The organism is Streptomyces sp. NPDC006997 (genome assembly GCF_040635175.1).
GTDB lineage: Bacteria > Actinomycetota > Actinomycetes > Streptomycetales > Streptomycetaceae > Streptomyces.
Genome location: NZ_JBEYHH010000008.1, coordinates 116,219 through 134,511 on the forward strand (window position 1 = coordinate 116,219; position 18,293 = coordinate 134,511).

Here is an 18,293-nt window from a genome sequence, read left to right on the forward strand (position 1 = left end):
GTTCGCGCCGTCATGGAACTGTTCTCGCAGCGTATGGGGGGTGTGGTCGGCTATGCGTAGTGAGAGGCACATGAGTCACAGGCCGCTGTGTACGCGGGGGAAGAGGGCCGTCCTCACGGTCACCGTTGCCGTCACGTTCGTCGCAGGCTGTGATGGCCTGGAGCCGGGCGGAAGCTCCGCGGGATCCGGACCGGACGCCGCTGCCGGACGGGCGGCGAGCCCGCTGACGAATCCGGACGGAACCAAGCCGGGGCTCGGCGCGCTCACGTCGGAGGCAGACAAGGCGAACGCGCGCAAACTCGTCGAAGAACTCACAGTCAAGGGGCGGGGGCCGAAGACGGGCTACGACCGGGACAAGTTCGGCTATGCGTGGATGGACACGGCGGATGGGGTGCCGCTGGCGAGGAACGGTTGTGACACGCGGAACGACTTGCTGAAACTCCATGGTCAGGACGTCGAGTTCCGTACGGGGTCCGACTGCGTGGTCGTGTCGATGGACCTGTACGACCCGTACACCGGCAAGGACATCGCCTGGAAGAAGGCCAAGGCCACCGAGGTACAGATCGACCACGTGGTGCCGTTGTCGTACGCCTGGCAGATGGGTGCCTCGCGTTGGAGCAAGGAGAAGCGGGAGCAGCTGGCCAACGACGTGCTCAATCTTCTGCCGGTCTCCGGCTCCACGAACTCCGCCAAGCGGGACTCGGGCCCGGCGTCCTGGCTGCCGCCGAACAAGTCGATCCGGTGCTCGTACGCGGTGCGGTTCGCACAGGTGGCTCTCAGGTACGACCTCGCGGTGACTACGGCGGACAAGGCGATGATGTTGAAGCAGTGTCAGGACTGACAGCATCCCGATGGCCTTCCCTGCCTGGGGCTGCAGGGCCTGTGCCGGACGCGGTGGCTAAGGTGCGCAGTCATGGACGCTGCCGATCTCGACCGCCAGGCCCGGACAATGTCCGGTTGCATTCCTCCGCTCCTGGTCTCCCAGCTTCTTGAGCTCGGCCACAGTGAGGAGGTGGAGGTTCAGGCCAGTCGAGGGGAATGGTTCTGCGCGCGGGAGTGGGCGCGGCTGCTCGGTGACCAGGGTCGGCAAGCGCAGGCGTTGGAGGTGCTTGCTCCGTACGTTGCCACGGGCTGGTGGCCGGCCGCCCGGACCGAGGCGGAACTGCTGGAGAGCTGGGGGCGGCAGAGGAGGCGATCGTGCCGGCCCGGCCGTACGCCAGCACGGGAGGGATCCCGCTGGAGTTCTTCGCGCGCCTGCTGGCCCGGCACGGGCGTATGGACGAGGCGGTCACTCGGCTGAGTGCGGGAATCGACGACTGGCTTCTTGCCACCGCTCTGGTCGACATCACCGAAGGAGTAGGCCGGGACGAAGACATCACCGCGCTGCTCGCTGTCCGGATCCCGGCCCAGCACCGGTGCGATAGCCCGTGGTGCTGCCGCGGTCTCAACCCCGACACGGCAATCGGGCTGCTAGACACGATCCGTGAACGCCAGGGACGTGTCGACGAATCGCTGAGCTGCTCGCCAGCGCTGGACGCGCCGAGGAGGCTGTTGCCGTTCTCGAACAGCACGCCTTCGCGAACAGCCATGACCTGGCTGGCCACCTCATCGACCTGGGTCGCGTCGAAGACGCTGTCGTACTCCTCCAACAGCGTGAATCCGAGCCGGTCGCACCTGTCTGGACCGGCTCGCTCTTCAACGATCCCCATTCTGACTCCGCCTCTCACGGCTGTCCGGTAGACGACACTCAAGCCGGACAGTCGCGGACTGCGGCAGGAGAGCGCGGGCTACGGAGTCGGAACGGACCGCATGGCACGGCGGAGACTGGCTCTCGCGGCGGTGAGGTCGTCCTCCGCCTCACGCAGTTGGCTCTCCAGGGCGGCGATCTGATCTCTGGCCTCTGACAACGCTTGCTCCAGCGCGGTATTCCGGTGCTCGATCTGCTGTACTCGCTCGATCAGTCCGTGCTGGTTCACGCCCTCCAATTCGGCGCCGAGTGACAGCCTGACCCGGTTACGGAGCCGATCGCGCTCCTTCTTGAGGTCCTTGATCTCTTCGCGGGCCAGCGCAAGGTCCGTCCGCAACCCGGCCGGAGACACCTGGGACACTTCCGGAGTGCGGGATTTCTGGTGACCCCGCGTTCGCTGGGCGGTGATGCCGTCCTGAACGGCCTGGTGCACCTGAGGCTGGTTGTAGACGAACCACGTGGATACCGAGGCCTCCCGGGCTACTTGGGCGACGGTGATCCGTCGTCCCGAGCGGAGAAGACCGTCCACGGCGTCGAGTGCACGCCTGGTCTTGTCTTCGCTGTCCTTGGCGCGGCTGACGCGCAGCCGCTCGACCCGGGCGTTCCGGTCGTTGCCGCCGGAAGCAGCAGGGATTTTCATTCCGAACTCCGTGTCGTCAGCGACTGCAGAGGAATGAAGGCCGCTGCCGAACGTGCCTTGCGCAGCTCCCGTGAGGCGGATTCGACGGCGGCCCGCTCCTCGGCGGGCAGGGCGTCGAGCTTCCGCCGCATCTCGTCGGCCGACTTCGAGTAGGCGCGGATCTGGTCATCGAGATTGCGCACGACCCAGTCGGCGGCCTCCATCGCCAGGGCCGCTTCCTTGTCGGCGCGCAGGTCCGCGATCTGCTGTTCCAGGGAGGGGAGGTAGGAGGGATCGGGGCGATAGAAGTCGCATCCGGCGCACTGGAAGCGGATGCGGCAGTGGCCGCCGCCGGCCTTGACGTTGCTCGGCTCGGTGCAGCCGCCGTAGGGAACCCCGACGCTTTCCACCTCGTAGGCGAGGGGATCGCCGAATCCGCGGGCTGCTCCGTGCCGGTCGACGGCGAGTGCTGCGACCGTTCGCACGGCCTCCTGCTTTCGGCTGAGGGAGACCTTGTAGTAGCCCATGGTCACGTCCAGCGAACGGTGGTCCATGAGTTCCCGCAGAACGTCGGGGCGAGTGCCCGCGTCCGCATGGCGCTGGGCGTAAGCGTGGCGGAAGCCGTACGGGACGACCTGGGTCCGGTCGTAAGCGAGCGGGGCGCCGTCCTTGTCGAGCCGGTCGTCCACGAGGTCTGGGATCAGTTCGTCGATCCAGTTCCGGAAGATCCGGTTGCAGAAGTGCGAAGTGTTCAGATGCCCGCAGCGCGGACGGTTGCGCTGTCCGGGCGAGGGAAACAGCCACTGGGCGCAGGCCGGTACGGCTGGTAGCGCATCGAGCTCCTTCTGCCAGGTTTCGATCAGCTGGGCGGTGCTCTCCGAGATCGGCAGCCGACGGCCGTGGCGTCGCCGTTTGTGGTTGTCGTAGATCAGCGTCGGTTTGCCGTCGACCCGCTCCAGGCAGTCGCGGTGCAGGCTGGTGACCTCGCCCGGACGCCGGCCGGTGTCCCGGAGGACCGCGTAGACCACCTGATACATCCGCGCGAAGTCGGCGGCCGTCCAGCCGCCGCTCGCGTACCCCGTCGAGGTGCCCAGCAGATCGAGGTGCGCGTTGAGTTGGGCGATGACGTGCTCGGGGATCGCACGGCCGAGATCGTCCTCGGTCACTTCCACGGCGGCGATGCTGTGGAAGCGGGGGTTGAGCGCGAACCCGCCGGGCACGTGGTCCATCATCCCGGCCTGACGGGCGTATTCCAGGAACGTGCGCCAGTGGCGGAGCAGGGCTCTGCGGTGGCTGGTGGAGTAGTCGTGACCGTCCTCGGGACGTTTGGTGATTCGGAACATGTCCACTACGGCGTTCATGTCAGCCATGGCGAGGAGCCCCGGCTCATCCCCGTGGGGGCGGCCTGCCAGCGCGGAGGACGCGATGGTCGCCGCGTAGACGGTCTGCCGTAGGTCCATGACATTGGGGCGTGCCGTGCGGCCGTACTCCTTGACCAGTTCCCGCAGCCAACGCTGCCGTACCGGACGGAAGTCGATGTCGCCGTGGACAGCGGCATACCTGCGGCCGCGCCCTGCCGTCAGCCCGATGAGAGCGCACTCCCATACGTCGCCTGAGGTCGGATCGGTGCCCTCGAACTCGACGCGTGCGCGTCGGACGTGCAGGAGAACACCGTTCAGGACGCCGGAGGCCGCAGCCGGAAGCCCGGAGGAGAAGGAGGTGTCCAGGTCGAGGAGCGAGCCGAGTCCGGCGGGGAGGCCGGCCACAATGCGGCGTACCCGCTGGGGGACCAAGCTGATTCCGGCGCCGTCGCGCTGCTGGAGCCCGTACAAGAGTTCCTGGCGGACCGCGGGGCTCACACCCGCGAGCGAGAACTGGGAGACGCCCGGCATGGCCCCGTTCGCGGAGGTGTTGGGCCGGCGGCGGGACGGGTCCGGGATGTGCGTGGCGTCGAAGTCCGCGGGATTGCCCAGAAGATAACGGGCTTTACGGCAGGCGTCGCAACGGGATCCGTTACTCGCTACATGGGTGCAACAGGCGCCTACGGAGCAGACGAACACGCTGGTCGTAGGGTTGCCGGGATCGGCGGTGAAGAGCGCCTGAACGGGGTCCCACTCACCCGTGCGCCAGTCCGACGGCAGGCGTGCCGCGAGCCACGACGACCACTCCGGGACACCGGGGACGGAGGGAACGGCAGGGGAGCGGAGCAGCGCAATGGTCATCGCAGCAGCTCCGGCATGAGACTTTCGACGGCCGCGACGGCTGCGCGGAGATCCTCGTCCTGGGCATGCAGGTACACGGCCGTGCTCGCCGATGAGGCGTGCCCCAGGAGGGTTTGTACGACGTCCGGAGCGACCCCGTTGCGGATCCAGCGAGTGGCGGCTGTGTGCCGCATCATGTGTGGTCGGGCGGTGAATCCGCAGCGCTTCCCGATACGTTCGATCACCTGCTTGGTGTTGGAGTAGGAGAGCGGGCGCCCCGCGTGGACGCCGACGAGATTGAGGAAGACGTAGTCACAGTCGGTGGATCCGACTACCTGTTCACGCTCGGCGAGATGATCGCGGTATCGGTGCACTACTTCCGGCGTGAGCGGAACCATGCGAGGGCGCCCGGCCTTGGCCCGCGCCCCGTTCGCGTTGTCCTGACGGGGCCTGACGTGCAAGTGCGCGCCACCGGTTCGGCAGCCCAGGTGTGTGGAGTCGGGGAGCAGATGCATGTCCTCACGCCGTAGTCCGAGGGCTTCGCCGATGCGGAGTCCCGCTTCCACCAGGACGGTCAACAGCAGCCGGTCACGCGCGGTGCGAGCGGCATCGATGACCTGTTCCGTCTGGACGCCGGTGAGCGTCTGCGGTGCCCGCTCGATCTCCGGCGCCTTCAGGACGCGGGCTTTGACCATCAGGTGCTGGCCGCCCTCTCCGGGATCGAAGCCGCCCGGGGCGTGGGCGAGGAAGCGCGGTTCGCTGAGACGTTCGGCGACTTCGTGAGCCACATGTCCCTGAACGGCGCAGAAGCGGAGGAACTCACACACCGCAGTGAGCGTGGCGTTGACCGTCTTGCCGGACGGAGGCCGCCCGTACTGGGTCGGTGTCCGCTCGACGTGGAACTTGAACAGACTCATGTCCCCGAGCCGGACGGTCCTCCAGTCGGTACCCCGCTCTGCGCACCAATTGAGGAAGCGGCCGATTCTGGGGATGTACGCGCGCTGTGTCTGCGCTGACCGCCCGGCTCCGCGCAGGTACAGGGAGAACTCACGGGCTTCGGGGTGGGGCGCGTACGTCTCCTCGTCGACCAGGAGCCAGGTGATCTCGCCCGTGCTGGGAGATACGGCCTTCTCTGTGCATAACGTCATGGATCTACTTCCTGTCTCCGAAGTCGCTCATGTGCCTCACGGCATGACCGATAACGGTGAGGGACAGGAGTGGGTTACGGCTGTGCCTCATGTGCATCGCATCTATGAAGGAGCTGCAGATAACCCGCGACGACATCCTCAAACGCGACCTGGAGGACGTGGAGTTCAGCGACGGCCACTGCAAGGTGGCCTCCGGCGTCCTGGACCCCGACCCCTACAGCGGCAAGGACGTCACCTACGTGCGCGGGCGCAGCCAGGTGGACGTGGACCACGTCGTCGCCCTCTCCGACGCCTGGCAGAAGGGTGCCCACCGCTGGGAGCCCGGCAAGCGCATCGCCTTCGCCAACGACCCCCTCAACCTCGTCGCCGTCGACGCGGGCACCAACCGGTCCAAGGGTGACGGCGACACCGCGACCTGGCTGCCGCCGAACAAGTCGTACCGGTGCCCGTACGTCGCCGCCCAGGTCGCCGTGAAGAAGAAGTACGGGCTGTGGGTGACCTCCGCCGAGCAGGACGCCATGAAGCGGGTGCTGTCCGGGTGCCCCGACCAGACCCTCCCGACGGGCGGCAACCCCACCGCCGCGCCGCCGCGCTTCCACGCCGACTGAGGGGTGGGGGATCGTTGACACCGGTCAGCCGGTCTTCTTCCAGTCCTGGCAGCCGGACGTCTTGAAGTAGGCGTCGGACGCGCTGACCGTCACCACGGCCGAACCGGACACGTTGTCGTTGGCGATGATCGAGTCGAGCGAGTGCTCGGCGTCCTTGGTGCGCTCCCAGTAGCACATGTCGTCCGTGTCGCCGGTGGACTTGTAGGTGCCGGGCGCGATGTCGGCGCCGACTCTGAACATGCCGCCGTCGCCCACCAGTCCCCAACTCCTCCCCTCCACCCCCCTCCTCCGCGGCGTCGCCGAACTCGCCGCCGAACTGGGGGCCCGGCAGACCTTCGAGTTCCTGCTCGGGCGGCACCTCGACGCCAACCCCCGCCAGTACACGCCCACGCCCGCCGAACTCGCCGCGCTGATGGCCCGGCTCGCCGGTCCCGCCCGTACCGTCCTCGACCCCGCCTGCGGCACCGGCGCCCTGCTCCGCGCCGCCGTCACCCGCCCCGGCCAGGAGCTGTACGCGCAGGACGGCGCCCCCGACCTCGCCGCGCTCACCGCGTTCCGGCTCGCCCTGCACACCCCGCCCCCGGACGCCGTACGCGCCGCCGTCGGTGACACCCTGCGCGCCGACGCCTTCCCGGAGCTGCGCGCCGACGCCGTGCTGTGCCACCCGCCGTTCAACGAGCGCAACTGGGGGCACGACGAACTCGCCTACGACCCCCGCTGGGAGTACGGCTTCCCGGCGCGCACCGAGTCCGAGCTGGCCTGGGTGCAGCACGCGCTGGCGCGCCTCGCCGACGGCGGCACCGCCGTCCTGCTCATGCCGCCCGCTGCCGCCTCCCGCCGCTCCGGCCGCCGCATCCGGGCCGACCTGCTGCGGCGCGGGGCGCTGAAGGCCGTCGTCGCTCTGCCGCTGGGCGCGGCACCGCCGTACAACATCCCCCTGCACCTGTGGGTGTTGCGCCGCCCCGACCGGGCGCCCGCGCAGCCGGAGGTACTGCTCGCGGACACGGGGCGGTTCGCCACCGAAGGGCGCGGCGGGCCCGACTGGCGGGCGGTGCGGGAGGCCGTGCTGGACGCCTGGCAGGACTTCGACCGCGCGGGCACGCTGGCCGAACGGCCGGGCCTGGCCCGGTCCGTGCCGGTCATCGAACTCCTCGACGACGACGTCGACCTCGCCCCGGCCCGGCACCTGCCGCCGCCGACGGAGGCCGACGGCGCCGAGGCCCTCGTCGACGTGCGCGAGCGGCTGGGCGAGACGCTGCGGCTGACCGCCGACCTCACCCCGCCGCCCGCCGCCACCGCCCGGCCGACCCGCTGGCCGCTGACCACGGTCGGTGAACTCGCGCGCGGGGGCGCCCTGGTGATGCGCACCGGCGGAAACGGCGGCCACGCGCGCGTGCCCGTCCTCACCGACACCGACATCCTCGCCGGGACCGCCCCCTCCGGCACGCTCCCGCCCAGCGACGAGGAGGCCGTGCTGACGGAGGCCGGGGACGTCGTCGTACCCGTGCTCGGCGGGGGCGCGGTGGCGCGCGTGATCGACACGGCGACCGCGGGCGCCGTCCTCGGCCGCAGCCTGGTGCTGCTGCGCCCGGACGGCACGGCCGTCGACCCGTGGTTCCTCGCCGGGTTCCTGCGCGGCACCGCCAACAACCGCCAGGCCAGCAGCTACGCCTCCACCGCCACCCGCCTCGACGTCCGACGGCTCCAGCTGCCCCGCCTCCCGCTCGACGAACAGCGGCGCTACGGCGCCCGCTTCCGCGCCCTGGACGAGTTCGAACGGGCGCTCCGGCACGCGGGACGGCTCGGCGACCAGCTGGTGCGCGGCATGTACGACGGCCTGACGGACGGCACGGTCGACCCGGACTGACCCGCGCGCGGGGCCCGCCTGAACGACAACGGTTCGGTACAACCCGGGACCGGTTGTCCGTGTCGACCGATACGCTCGAACCGACAATCGCACGAACGGCGTCGCAGGACCCCGGACGGGCACACAGGCCCACCTCAGGCACCCAGGAGCAGTCATGCATGGCCTCGGCTACACGCAGCCGGTGAAGCAGCCGCCCCCGACGGCGTTGCTGGTCTTCCTGCGTGTGCTGTTCGTGGGGCTCGCGATCCTCAGCTTCGGCTTCCTGACGTGGGTGGTGCAGCTGCGCCTGGCGATCGTCACCCGCCGGGTGGCGGACTGGGTGCTGCTGGGCGTCGTCCTGGTGGCGGAGACGCTCGCCGTCGTCCTGATCGGCTCCGAGCCCGGCGACGAGATCCACACCCCGGGCGGCTGGTTCGGCCTCGCCCTGCTGCTGGGCACCCTGGTGGCCGACATCGCGTACTACCTCGCGGCGGACGTACGCCACTTCCACCAGCTGCGGTACGGCGGTTACGCCGCCCAGCCCGCCCCGGCGACGGCCTACGGCTTCCCGCAGCCGACGCCGACCCCTACGCCGATGCCATACCACGCGACGACGGCGCCGCGGACGCCGCCCGCGACGACGGTGCCCGTCGCGCAGAACCCGCACACGCCCCCGCCGGTACCCGGCCCGCCGATACCCAGCCCGCCCCCGCACCGCCCCGGCCCGGCGCCCGCGCGTATCGACCAGGTGCGCGCCGAGCTGGACGAACTGAGTGACTACCTGCGCCAGCAGGACGGCGGGCACGAGGGCGGAAGGTGACCGTGGCGGCGGGACGTGTCGTCGCCGGGCGCTACGAACTGGCCACGCTGATCGGCCAGGGCGGCATGGGCCAGGTCTGGACGGCCTACGACCGGCGCCTCGACCGGCGCGTGGCGGTGAAGCTGCTGCGCCCCGACAAGGTGGCCGGACAGGAGGCGGAGGAGCTGCGCCGCCGCTTCGTGCGCGAGTGCCGGGTCACCGCGCAGGTCGACCACCCCGGCCTGGTGACGGTGCACGACGCGGGCAGCGAGGGCGAGGAGCTGTTCCTCGTCATGCAGTACGTCGACGGGGCGGACCTCGGCGACCACCTCGCCGAGCACCAGCCGTACCCGTGGCAGTGGGCGGTGGCGGTCGCCGGGCAGCTGTGCGCCGTCCTGAGCGCCGTACACGCGGTGCCGATCGTCCACCGGGACCTCAAGCCGCGCAACGTGATGGTGAAGCAGGACGGCACGGTCACCGTGCTGGACCTCGGCGTCGCCTCCGTCATGGACACCGACACCACCCGCCTGACGCACACCGGCTCCCCGATCGGCTCGCCCGCCTACATGGCGCCGGAGCAGGCGATGGGCGGCGCGGTGGGCCCGTACACGGACCTGTACGCGCTCGGGGTGCTGCTGCACGAACTGCTCAGCGGCGAGGTCCCGTTCGCGGGCTCCACGGCCCTCGGCGTACTGCACCGGCACCTGTACGAGCCCCCGCTGCCGGTGCGCCGACTGCGCCCCGAGGTGCCGGAGCCCCTGGAGGCCCTGGTGCTGCGGCTGCTCGCCAAGGACCCCCAGCACCGGCACGGCAGCGCGCAGGAGGTGTACGAGGAACTGGCGCCGCTGCTGCCCGCGCGCGGGATACCGACGGGGGCGCCCCTGGACCCCACCCGCCCGTTCCTGCGCCCGCACGCGCCGTGGCCGGACCGGGCGCGCACCCCCGCGCCGCAGCCCGCGCCGCCGGTGCCGCCGACCGCGGAGAAGGCGGAGAAGCCGGATGTCGCGCGGGCCGTGGACGAGGTGAAACGGCTGCTGGGGGAGGGCCGTATCACGCAGGCCGTCGACATCCTCGGCGCGATCCTGCCCGCCGCGGCCGAACAGCACGGCGAGCACTCCCCGGTCGTACGGACCCTGCGCAAGCAGTACGCCGCCACGCTGATGGACGACGGCCAGTACCGGCGCGCGCTGCCCGAACTGCGCCGCCTCGCCGACGAACGCGCCGCCGAGGCCGGACCGTCCGACCCGCAGTCGCTGCGCTACCGCTACGAGGCCGCCCAGTGCCTGGAACAGCTGGGTGAAGCGGCGGCGGCCCTCGCCGGGTACCGGGAGCTGCTGCCGTACTACGAGAACCAGTACGTCTCCGGGGACCCGGAGCTGGCCCACGACGTGCGCCGCCGCATCGGCCACCTGCTGCTGGCGCTCGGTGACCGGGCGGCGGCGCACGACACGCTGGTGCGGCTGCTGCACGACGTGGAGCGGGTGCAGGGCCCCGCGCACCCGCTGGCGGCGGACGTACGCAGGACGCTGCACTGGCTGGGCCGGGTGCGCTAGGTGCGGGGGCGGCGACGCCGTCCCCGCACCGCCGGGCGCTGCCGGGCCGGTGCCGTAACTCCTGATGAATCGTTGGTCCAATGGGTTGGCCAGAGCTGCCCGGCTGCCTACCATCGATCATCGCAAGACTTTGTGCACCGCCGCACAATCTCCCCTGGAGGTCTCCTTGCACCGCCGCCGTCGCACCGCGCTCGTCCTCACCGCCGCGCTCGCCGCAGCGGCCCCCCTGCTCACCGCCTGTGGAAACGACGCGCATCCCGGCGCGGCGGCGGTCGTCGGCGGCCAGCGGATCACCGTCGCGCAACTGGAGAACCGGGTCGACGAGGTGCGCTCGGCGCAGCGCGCGGCGATCCAGGACGACGCCCAGTACGCCCAGGCCATCGCGGGCAGCGGTGGCCTGGCCCGGGACACGCTGCACGGCATGGTCCTGGACCGGGTGCTGCACCGGGCGGCGCAGGACGCGGACATCACCGTCAGCCGCAAGGAGGTCCAGGACATGCGCTCCGGTCTGGAGCAGCAGGTCGGCGGCGCGGAGGCGCTGGAGACGGCGTGGCTCCAGCAGTACGGCGTGGCGCCGGAGCGCCTGGACGAGAACCTGCGGCTCCAGATCGAGGCCCAGAAGCTCGCCGCGAGCCTGGGCACGGACACCAGCCAGCCCGCGTTCTGGAAGACCCTCTCGGAGGCGTCCGAGGAACTGAACGTCGACCTCAACCCGCGCTACGGCTCCTGGGACGTGGAGAAGGTCAGCCGCGTGGACGCGGACACGCCGTGGGTGCGCGAGGTGACGGCGGCGGCGCAGCCGGAGCAGCCTGCGTAGGGGCGGCGGTGCGACCGCACCGGAGGGTGGCGGTGCCACCGCACCGTTAATCCGATGATCGCCTGAGGCTGTGGATAACTGGAGGAGCCGGTCGGCGGGGTGCGTTACGTTCGGATCGTGAACGCAATCAGCCCCGCAGCCGTCACCGAGGCCGCCGACCCCGGCCGTGTCGTCCTGCTCACCACCAGCCACCGGGTCGCGCCCGGCCTGCTGTCCTGGCCCGCCTGGCAGGCCCTGCACGCCGCCGACCAGGTGCTGTGCGCGGACGGGGCGCACCCGCAGCTGCCCTACCTGCGCGAGGCCGGGATCACCGTGTCCGAGGCGGCCCCCACCGCCGAGGAACTCGTCGACGCCTGCGCCGGGGGCCACACGGTGGTCGTCGTCGCCACCGGCGAGGGCGAGCCCGCCCTGACGGACGGCCTGGCCCGGCTCGCGGGCTCCGGCCGCGTCCAGATGCCCGACCTGGAGCTGCTCCCCGCCTCCTACGACCTGCCCGGCGCCCGCCTCCTCGACCTCGTCCAGGTCATGGACCGCATCCGCGCCGAGTGCCCCTGGTCCTCCCAGCAGACCCACAAGGGCCTGGCCAAGTACGGCATCGAGGAGGCGTACGAACTGGTCGAGGCGATCGAGGACGGCGACCGCGACGAACTCCGCGAGGAACTGGGCGACGTCCTCCTCCAGGTCGTCTTCCACGCCCGTATAGCGGAGGAGGACCCGGAGGCGCCGTTCTCCATCGACGACGTGGCGGCCACCATCGTGACCAAGCTCATCCACCGCCACCCGCACGTCTTCGGCGACGAGACCGCCGCCACCCCCGAAGAGGTCAAGGCCCACTGGCTGCGTACGAAGGCGGTCGAGAAGCGGCGCTCCTCCGTCACCGAGGGCATCCCCCTCCACCAGCCCGCCCTCGCCCTCGCCGCGAAACTCGCCGCCCGCGCCCGCAGCGCGTCCCTGGACATACCCCTCCCCACCGGCGAGGGCATCGGCTACACCCTCCTCGCCCTGGCAGCCCAGGCCGAACGCGAGGGCACCGACCCGGAATCCACCCTGCGCGCGGCGGCCCGCGCCTACCGGGACGCGATCAGGGAGGCGGAGGCGGAGGCGGAGTGAGCGGAGAGTTGAGGGGAGTGGGGAGCGGGGAGCGGGGGAGGGAGAAGCCCCGGCCCCGGGCGGCGGTTACGGTCAGAGGGTGACCGACCAGACCGCCTCGCACGACACCGCCGCCACCTCCACCTCCACCTCCACGCCCGCCCAGGGCCCCACCCCCGAACTCTTCACCTGGGAGTTCGCCGCCGACCCCTACCCCGCCTACGCCTGGCTGCGGGAGAACGAGCCGGTGCGGTGGACGCGGTTGCCGAGTGGGGTGGGGGCGTGGTTGGTCACCCGGTACGGCGATGCCCGGCAGGCGCTGGCGGACCAGCGGCTCAGCAAGAACCCCGCGCACCACGACGAGCCCGCGCACGCCAAGGGGAAGACGGGGATCCCCGGCGAGCGCAAGGCCGAGTTGATGACGCACCTGCTCAACATCGACCCGCCGGACCACACCCGGCTCCGGCGGCTCGTCAGCAAGGCGTTCACACCGCGCCGGGTGGCGGAGTTCGCACCGCGGGTGCAGGAGCTGACCGACGACCTCATCGGGCGGTTCGCCGGGCGGGGGAGCGCCGACCTCATCCACGAGTTCGCCTTCCCGCTGCCCATCTACGCCATCTGCGACCTGCTCGGCGTCCCGCGCGAGGACCAGGACGACTTCCGGGACTGGGCGGGCATGATGATCCGGCATCAGGGCGGGCCGCGGGGCGGGGTCGCGCGGTCGGTGAAGATGATGCGGGGCTACCTCTCCGAGCTGATCCACCGGAAGCGGGAAGTCCTGCCCGACGAACCCGTCCCCGGCGAGGACCTGATCTCCGGGCTGATCCGCGCCTCCGACCACGGGGAGCACCTCACCGAGAACGAGGCCGCCGCGATGGCCTTCATCCTTCTGTTTGCCGGATTCGAGACGACCGTGAACCTCATCGGCAACGGCACGCTCGCCCTGCTCACCCATCCCGGCCAGCGCGCCCGCCTCCAGCGTTCCCTCGACGCCGGTGACCGCGCCCTGCTCGCGACCGGGGTAGAGGAACTCCTCCGCTTCGACGGCCCCGTGGAACTCGCCACCTGGCGGTTCGCCACCGAGCCCCTCACCCTCGGCGGGCAGGACATCGCGGCGGGCGACCCCGTCCTCGTCGTCCTCGCCGCGGCCGACCGGGACCCGGAGCGGTTCGCCGATCCGGACACGCTCGACCTGTCCCGCCGGGACAACCAGCACCTCGGTTACGGCCACGGTGTTCACTACTGCCTCGGCGCCCCGCTCGCCCGTCTCGAAGGGCAGTCCGCGCTCGGCACCCTCCTCACCGTGCTCCCGGACCTCCGACTCGCGGTGGAACCAGGGGAGTTGAGGTGGCGCGGCGGGCTCATCATGCGCGGACTGCGCACCCTGCCGGTGGAGTTCACACCCCCTCAGCCGCAGTCAACGGATCGTTCTCCGGAGCAAAGATGACACCTCGACGCAAAGGTGACACGCGCTCAACTCTGTGATCTTCACGTGATCTGCGCGGCATTAACTTGTGACAAGTGATCGTCTGCCGATACGTTCACCCATCAGCACGGCGCCGCAGCATCATGCGCCGCGCTGGTCACCGCTGTCTTGCGAAAGGTCCCGACATGCTCTCCGGGAACGGTCGTCACCGTCGCCCCCGCCAGGCTCCGGCTCTCCTCGTCGCCGCCGGAGTGACCGGTTCCGCCATCGCCATCCCGTTGCTCGGCGCATCCGGCGCGAGCGCCGCCGACGGCACCGTGTGGGACCAGGTGGCCGAGTGCGAGAGCGGCGGCTCCTGGAGCGCGGACAACGGCAGCGGCTACTACGGCGGTCTCCAGATCTCGCAGGACGACTGGGAGTCATACGGCGGTCTCGACTACGCGGGCAGCGCCGACCTGGCCAGCCGCTCGCAGCAGATAGCCGTCGCCGAGCGGATACTCGCCGACCAGGGCCCCGGTGCCTGGCCCGCCTGTGGGCTGCTCTCCGGACTGACGAAGGACAGCGGTTCCGCCGACGTCGACACGGGACTGGCCGAGGACTCCCCGGCGTCCTCCGCGTCCTCCGACGCTCCCGACGACTCCGCTGACTCCACGTCAGAGGACGCGGACGGCACCGACCAACGCAAGGACAAGTCGACCAAGTCCGACAAGTCCACTGATTCGGCCGCTCCCGAAGCGACCTCCGACTCGAAGTCCAGCTCCGACTCCGGATCCGCGTCCGACTCCGGTCGGGACGCCGAAGCGACCTCCGGCTCGGGCGCGGAATCGGACTCCGTCGCGCCCCGCAACTCCCCCACGGCCTCCACGAAGAGTGACCCGTCGGACGCTTCGCTCCGGGACGGCGACGCGTCGGACGCCACCTCCGGCAGCGGCCGCCACCGCGGCGACAGCGCCGACGAGGACTCCGCCGACGGCGCCCGCGCCGAATCCTCCGGCCGCCACGCGTCCCGTGACGCCGCCCGTGACGCCGCCGTCACCGCCGACGGTGCCTACACCGTCCAGCCCGGCGACAATCTGACCTATATCGCCGACTCCCTTGACCTCGACGGCGGATGGTGCGCGCTCTACGAGGCCAACGAGGACGCCGTAGGAGCCGACCCGGACCTCATCCTCCCCGGTCAGACCCTGGAAGTAGGGGTGGAAACGGGCGCAAAGTAGCGGGAGTTAACGCCACACTTCACACCTAATGTCCGTTTCAGTGGAAGTGTGGGATGAGTCTCAGAAGCCCTGATCGTCTTTGAAATTCCGCGGATCGCGTGTCTACGGTCATGACCGCTCGCCAACACGAGCCCCGGCCGCCGCAACGCCGAATCCTGCCAGTGGCGGCCCGGGAACAGTCGTCGCGTCAAGCGCCGCAGGCAGGAGCGGGGGACCCAAGGTAAGCGCCGGACCAGGCGGTTGAGGAGACTCGCCGCCGAACCGGCTAGGGGTGAAGCCGCACCGCTCGTAAAGAGGGGTGTGGCCGGGCAACTCAACCGGCCCGAACCCGACAGCTCACCTCGCAGGCGTCGGTGAGGGGATCAACCATGCTGTTTTCCGGCAAGGGCAAGCACCGCCGTCCGTCCAAGACCGTCCGCGCCATCGCCGCCGTCGGCGTCACCGGGGCCGCGGCCGTCGCCGCCCCGCTGATGGCCGCGGGCAGCGCCTCCGCCGCCACCGCGTCCGAGTGGGACGCCGTCGCCCAGTGCGAGTCCGGCGGCAACTGGTCCATCAACACCGGCAACGGGTACTACGGCGGCCTGCAGTTCTCGGCCTCCACCTGGGCCGCGTACGGCGGCACGCAGTACGCCGCCACCGCCGACCAGGCCAGCAAGGCCCAGCAGATAGAGATCGCCGAGAAGGTCCTCGCGGGGCAGGGCAAGGGCGCCTGGCCGGTCTGCGGCACCGGCCTGTCGAGCGCCGCGTACAACGGCGGCGGCTCCACGGACACCGGCTCCAGCGCCGGGACCACCGACGACTCCACCGCCACCCGCGAGACCGAGCAGCCGAGCACCTCCCGCTCCGCCGAGCGCCCGGCCGCGAAGAAGACCGTCACCACCCCGACCGGCAAGAAGGTCAAGAAGGGCGACGGCGAGTACAAGGTCGTCAAGGGTGACACCCTCAGCACGATCGCGCAGGAGCACGACGTCAAGGGCGGCTGGGCCAAGCTGTTCAAGCTGAACGACGACATCGTCCAGGACGCCGACCTCATCTACCCGGGTCAGCAGCTGCACCTCAAGTAAGTCCTGCCCCGGCAGACCACCCCGCTCCGGCGCGTCTCCCCCCGTACGCGCCGGGGCGGGGTTTTCCATGCCCCCGTGCCCTCTCTGCTTCCGGTACCCGTCCACCCTTCTCTTTGTTCCGTTCGGAAACAATTTACTCTCGGTTTCGGCTCTACCGGGGGTCGGAGGGCGAGCCGACGGCCCCCGGCCGGTTAGGCTCATGGCGCAGCACCCACCGCGGTACTGCTGACCCACGTCACATCCATGAAGGAGATGCTCGTGCCGTCCATCGACGTCGTCGTAGCCCGGGAAATCCTGGACTCCCGAGGCAATCCCACGGTCGAGGTCGAGGTCGGCCTCGACGACGGCAGCACCGGTCGTGCCGCCGTCCCGTCCGGCGCCTCGACGGGTGCCTTCGAGGCCATCGAGCTGCGCGACGGTGACCCGAACCGCTACCAGGGCAAGGGCGTCGAGAAGGCCGTCCTCGCCGTGATCGAGCAGATCGGCCCGGAGCTGGTCGGCTACGACGCCACCGAGCAGCGGCTGATCGACCAGGCCATGTTCGACCTGGACGCCACCGACAACAAGGGCTCCCTCGGCGCCAACGCCATCCTCGGCGTCTCCCTCGCCGTCGCCCACGCCGCCTCCGAGGCCAGCGACCTCCCCCTCTTCCGCTACCTGGGCGGCCCGAACGCGCACCTGCTGCCGGTGCCGATGATGAACATCCTGAACGGCGGCTCGCACGCCGACTCCAACGTGGACATCCAGGAGTTCATGATCGCGCCGATCGGCGCGGAGTCGTTCTCCGAGGCGCTGCGCTGGGGCACCGAGGTCTACCACACCCTCAAGAAGGTGCTGAAGGGCAAGGGCCTGGCCACCGGCCTCGGCGACGAGGGCGGCTTCGCCCCGAACCTCGGCTCCAACCGCGAGGCCCTCGACCTCATCCTCGAAGCGATCAAGGAAGCCGGTTACACCCCCGGCGAGCAGATCGCCCTCGCCCTCGACGTGGCCGCCTCCGAGTTCTACAAGGAGGGCTCCTACACCTTCGAGGGCAAGGAGCGCTCCGCCGCCGAGATGACGGACTACTACGCCGAGCTGGTCGAGGCGTACCCGCTGGTCTCCATCGAGGACCCGCTGTTCGAGGACGACTGGGCGGGCTGGCAGACCATCACCGAGCGCCTCGGCGACAAGGTGCAGCTGGTCGGCGACGATCTGTTCGTCACCAACCCCGAGCGCCTCGCCCGCGGCATCGAGGAGGGCGCGGCCAACGCCCTGCTGGTCAAGGTCAACCAGATCGGCTCGCTGACCGAGACCCTGGACGCCGTGGAGCTGGCCCAGCGCAACGGCTTCAAGTGCATGATGTCCCACCGCTCCGGTGAGACCGAGGACGTCACCATCGCGGACCTCGCCGTCGCCACCAACTGCGGCCAGATCAAGACCGGCGCCCCGGCCCGCTCCGAGCGCGTCGCCAAGTACAACCAGCTGCTGCGCATCGAGGAGATCCTCGACGACGCCGCGGTGTACGCGGGCCGCAGCGCGTTCCCGCGCTTCAAGGGCTGAGCCCACGCACGCGCCCACGCACGTGTGGGCGGCGTCGTCCGTACGTCCCCGTACCCGGTCCCGTACCGTGTGCGGGGACGTACGCGCGTGTACGGCGGGACGAGACGGAGGCGGGGCATGGCAGTGAAGGACCGGGACCGGTTCTCCACCACCACCAGACTGCGGCTGCTCGGCGAGCAGACGGCGGCCCGCGTCTACCGCTCCCAGACCCGCCGCCAGGCCCGCCGCTCCCGCCTCACCGGCCGCGCGGCCCTGCTCGCCCTGGTCGTCTGCACGCTGGTCGTCGCGCTCGCCTACCCGATAAGGCAGTACGTCGCCCAGCGCGCCGAGATCGCCGACCTGGAGCGGCAGAAGCGGCAGGCCAGCGAGCGCGTCGAACAGCTGCGCGACCAGAAGGCGCGGTGGCAGGACGACGCGTACGCCGAGCAGCAGATCCGGCAGCGGCTGCACTACGTGATGCCCGGGGAGACCGGTTACGTCGTCATCGACCCGGACGCGGCCGAGCGGGCCCGCGGCGAACGGGGCGCGGCCGACCGCCCCTGGTACTCGAACGTCTGGGACGGCGTGGACAGGTCCGACGCCGGCCAGTGACCCCCGCGCCGACCAGTGACACCGTTGAG

General features: G+C 70.7%; 16 protein-coding genes, 1 pseudogene and 1 riboswitch. Of the genes and pseudogenes, 13 read left to right on the forward strand and 4 right to left on the reverse strand.

Features of this window, described 5'->3' with window-relative positions:
• Window positions 1-70 precede the first annotated feature (70 nt).
• Together ABZ659_RS10440 and ABZ659_RS10445 are read left to right on the forward strand one after the other, a co-directional pair.
• Window positions 71-841, forward strand: a complete 771-nt coding sequence (locus ABZ659_RS10440; RefSeq protein WP_360216031.1) for an HNH endonuclease family protein — start codon at window positions 71-73, stop codon at window positions 839-841.
• A gap of 356 nt (window positions 842-1,197) precedes the next feature.
• Entirely contained in the window at window positions 1,198-1,740 is a 543-nt protein-coding gene (locus tag ABZ659_RS10445; protein ID WP_360216033.1) for a hypothetical protein, read from the forward strand.
• 47 nt (window positions 1,741-1,787) lie between these two features.
• Here ABZ659_RS10445 and ABZ659_RS10450 read toward each other — a convergent pair whose 3' ends face one another.
• Genes ABZ659_RS10450 through ABZ659_RS10460 form a run of 3 tightly spaced genes read right to left on the reverse strand, consistent with a single transcriptional unit; the run spans window position 1,788 to window position 5,715 of the window.
• Entirely contained in the window at window positions 1,788-2,387 is a 600-nt protein-coding gene (locus tag ABZ659_RS10450; protein ID WP_360216036.1) for a DUF6262 family protein, read from the reverse strand.
• A complete protein-coding gene (locus ABZ659_RS10455; protein WP_360216039.1) occupies window positions 2,384-4,588 on the reverse strand; it encodes a site-specific integrase in 2,205 nt (734 codons plus the stop codon). Before ABZ659_RS10455 ends, ABZ659_RS10450 begins: the two co-directional genes overlap by 4 nt.
• Window positions 4,585-5,715: a tyrosine-type recombinase/integrase gene (locus tag ABZ659_RS10460; RefSeq protein WP_360216042.1), complete on the reverse strand. Its 1,131-nt coding sequence runs from the start codon at window positions 5,713-5,715 to the stop codon at window positions 4,585-4,587. Before ABZ659_RS10460 ends, ABZ659_RS10455 begins: the two co-directional genes overlap by 4 nt.
• Window positions 5,716-5,837: 122 nt before the next feature.
• Between ABZ659_RS10460 and ABZ659_RS10465 the strand changes: the two are divergent.
• Window positions 5,838-6,323, forward strand: a pseudogene (locus ABZ659_RS10465) (HNH endonuclease family protein); the annotation flags it as partial.
• A gap of 24 nt (window positions 6,324-6,347) precedes the next feature.
• On the opposite strand, the gene ABZ659_RS10470 reads toward ABZ659_RS10465, so the two are convergent.
• The gene (locus ABZ659_RS10470; protein WP_360216045.1) at window positions 6,348-6,563 is read right to left on the reverse strand and encodes a hypothetical protein; all 216 of its coding nucleotides are present in this window, start codon (window positions 6,561-6,563) and stop codon (window positions 6,348-6,350) included.
• On the opposite strand from ABZ659_RS10470, the gene ABZ659_RS10475 reads away from it, so the two are divergent.
• From ABZ659_RS10475 to ABZ659_RS10520, 10 genes are all read left to right on the forward strand, one after another.
• Entirely contained in the window at window positions 6,541-8,190 is a 1,650-nt protein-coding gene (locus ABZ659_RS10475) for an N-6 DNA methylase (RefSeq protein WP_360216048.1), read from the forward strand. The genes ABZ659_RS10470 and ABZ659_RS10475 overlap by 23 nt on opposite strands.
• Window positions 8,191-8,344: 154 nt before the next feature.
• Window positions 8,345-8,989 carry a hypothetical protein gene (locus ABZ659_RS10480; RefSeq protein WP_360216051.1) on the forward strand — a complete coding sequence of 215 codons (645 nt, stop codon included), beginning with the start codon at window positions 8,345-8,347 and terminating at the stop codon, window positions 8,987-8,989.
• 38 nt (window positions 8,990-9,027) lie between these two features.
• The gene (locus ABZ659_RS10485) at window positions 9,028-10,521 is read left to right on the forward strand and encodes a serine/threonine-protein kinase (RefSeq protein ID WP_360216338.1); all 1,494 of its coding nucleotides are present in this window, start codon (window positions 9,028-9,030) and stop codon (window positions 10,519-10,521) included.
• Between the two features lie 166 nt (window positions 10,522-10,687).
• Window positions 10,688-11,338, forward strand: coding sequence for a SurA N-terminal domain-containing protein (locus ABZ659_RS10490; RefSeq protein WP_360216054.1), 651 nt, complete (start codon window positions 10,688-10,690; stop codon window positions 11,336-11,338).
• Between the two features lie 117 nt (window positions 11,339-11,455).
• Window positions 11,456-12,448 carry a nucleoside triphosphate pyrophosphohydrolase gene (locus ABZ659_RS10495; protein ID WP_360216057.1) on the forward strand — a complete coding sequence of 331 codons (993 nt, stop codon included), beginning with the start codon at window positions 11,456-11,458 and terminating at the stop codon, window positions 12,446-12,448.
• A 79-nt stretch (window positions 12,449-12,527) separates the two neighbouring features.
• Window positions 12,528-13,874 (forward strand): cytochrome P450, encoded by a 1,347-nt coding sequence (locus ABZ659_RS10500; RefSeq protein WP_360216060.1) that lies wholly within the window; start codon window positions 12,528-12,530, stop codon window positions 13,872-13,874.
• A gap of 164 nt (window positions 13,875-14,038) precedes the next feature.
• A complete protein-coding gene (locus ABZ659_RS10505) occupies window positions 14,039-15,070 on the forward strand; it encodes a transglycosylase family protein (protein ID WP_360216063.1) in 1,032 nt (343 codons plus the stop codon).
• 182 nt (window positions 15,071-15,252) lie between these two features.
• Window positions 15,253-15,435, forward strand: a riboswitch (cyclic di-AMP (ydaO/yuaA leader).
• A 3-nt stretch (window positions 15,436-15,438) separates the two neighbouring features.
• Window positions 15,439-16,134 (forward strand): transglycosylase family protein, encoded by a 696-nt coding sequence (locus ABZ659_RS10510; RefSeq protein ID WP_360216066.1) that lies wholly within the window; start codon window positions 15,439-15,441, stop codon window positions 16,132-16,134.
• Window positions 16,135-16,392: 258 nt separating this feature from the next.
• On the forward strand, window positions 16,393-17,673 hold the full coding sequence (eno, locus tag ABZ659_RS10515) for a phosphopyruvate hydratase (protein WP_360216069.1): 1,281 nt from the start codon (window positions 16,393-16,395) through the stop codon (window positions 17,671-17,673).
• A 117-nt stretch (window positions 17,674-17,790) separates the two neighbouring features.
• Window positions 17,791-18,264, forward strand: coding sequence for a septum formation initiator family protein (locus ABZ659_RS10520; protein ID WP_360216072.1), 474 nt, complete (start codon window positions 17,791-17,793; stop codon window positions 18,262-18,264).
• The last annotated feature ends 29 nt before the right edge of the window (window positions 18,265-18,293 follow it).

Bases quoted from the DNA above. Each gene is read 5' to 3' on its own strand.
- ABZ659_RS10440 (WP_360216031.1), top strand. From the start codon at position 71: ATGAGTCACAGGCCGCTGTGTACGCGGGGGAAGAGGGCCGTCCTCACG.
- ABZ659_RS10450 (WP_360216036.1), bottom strand. From the start codon at position 2,387: ATGAAAATCCCTGCTGCTTCCGGCGGCAACGACCGGAACGCCCGGGTC.
- ABZ659_RS10455 (WP_360216039.1), bottom strand. From the start codon at position 4,588: ATGACCATTGCGCTGCTCCGCTCCCCTGCCGTTCCCTCCGTCCCCGGT.
- ABZ659_RS10460 (WP_360216042.1), bottom strand. From the start codon at position 5,715: ATGACGTTATGCACAGAGAAGGCCGTATCTCCCAGCACGGGCGAGATC.
- ABZ659_RS10475 (WP_360216048.1), top strand. From the start codon at position 6,541: ATGTCGGCGCCGACTCTGAACATGCCGCCGTCGCCCACCAGTCCCCAA.
- ABZ659_RS10470 (WP_360216045.1), bottom strand. From the start codon at position 6,563: ATGTTCAGAGTCGGCGCCGACATCGCGCCCGGCACCTACAAGTCCACC.
- ABZ659_RS10480 (WP_360216051.1), top strand. From the start codon at position 8,345: ATGCATGGCCTCGGCTACACGCAGCCGGTGAAGCAGCCGCCCCCGACG.
- ABZ659_RS10505 (WP_360216063.1), top strand. From the start codon at position 14,039: ATGCTCTCCGGGAACGGTCGTCACCGTCGCCCCCGCCAGGCTCCGGCT.
- ABZ659_RS10510 (WP_360216066.1), top strand. From the start codon at position 15,439: ATGCTGTTTTCCGGCAAGGGCAAGCACCGCCGTCCGTCCAAGACCGTC.
- ABZ659_RS10520 (WP_360216072.1), top strand. From the start codon at position 17,791: ATGGCAGTGAAGGACCGGGACCGGTTCTCCACCACCACCAGACTGCGG.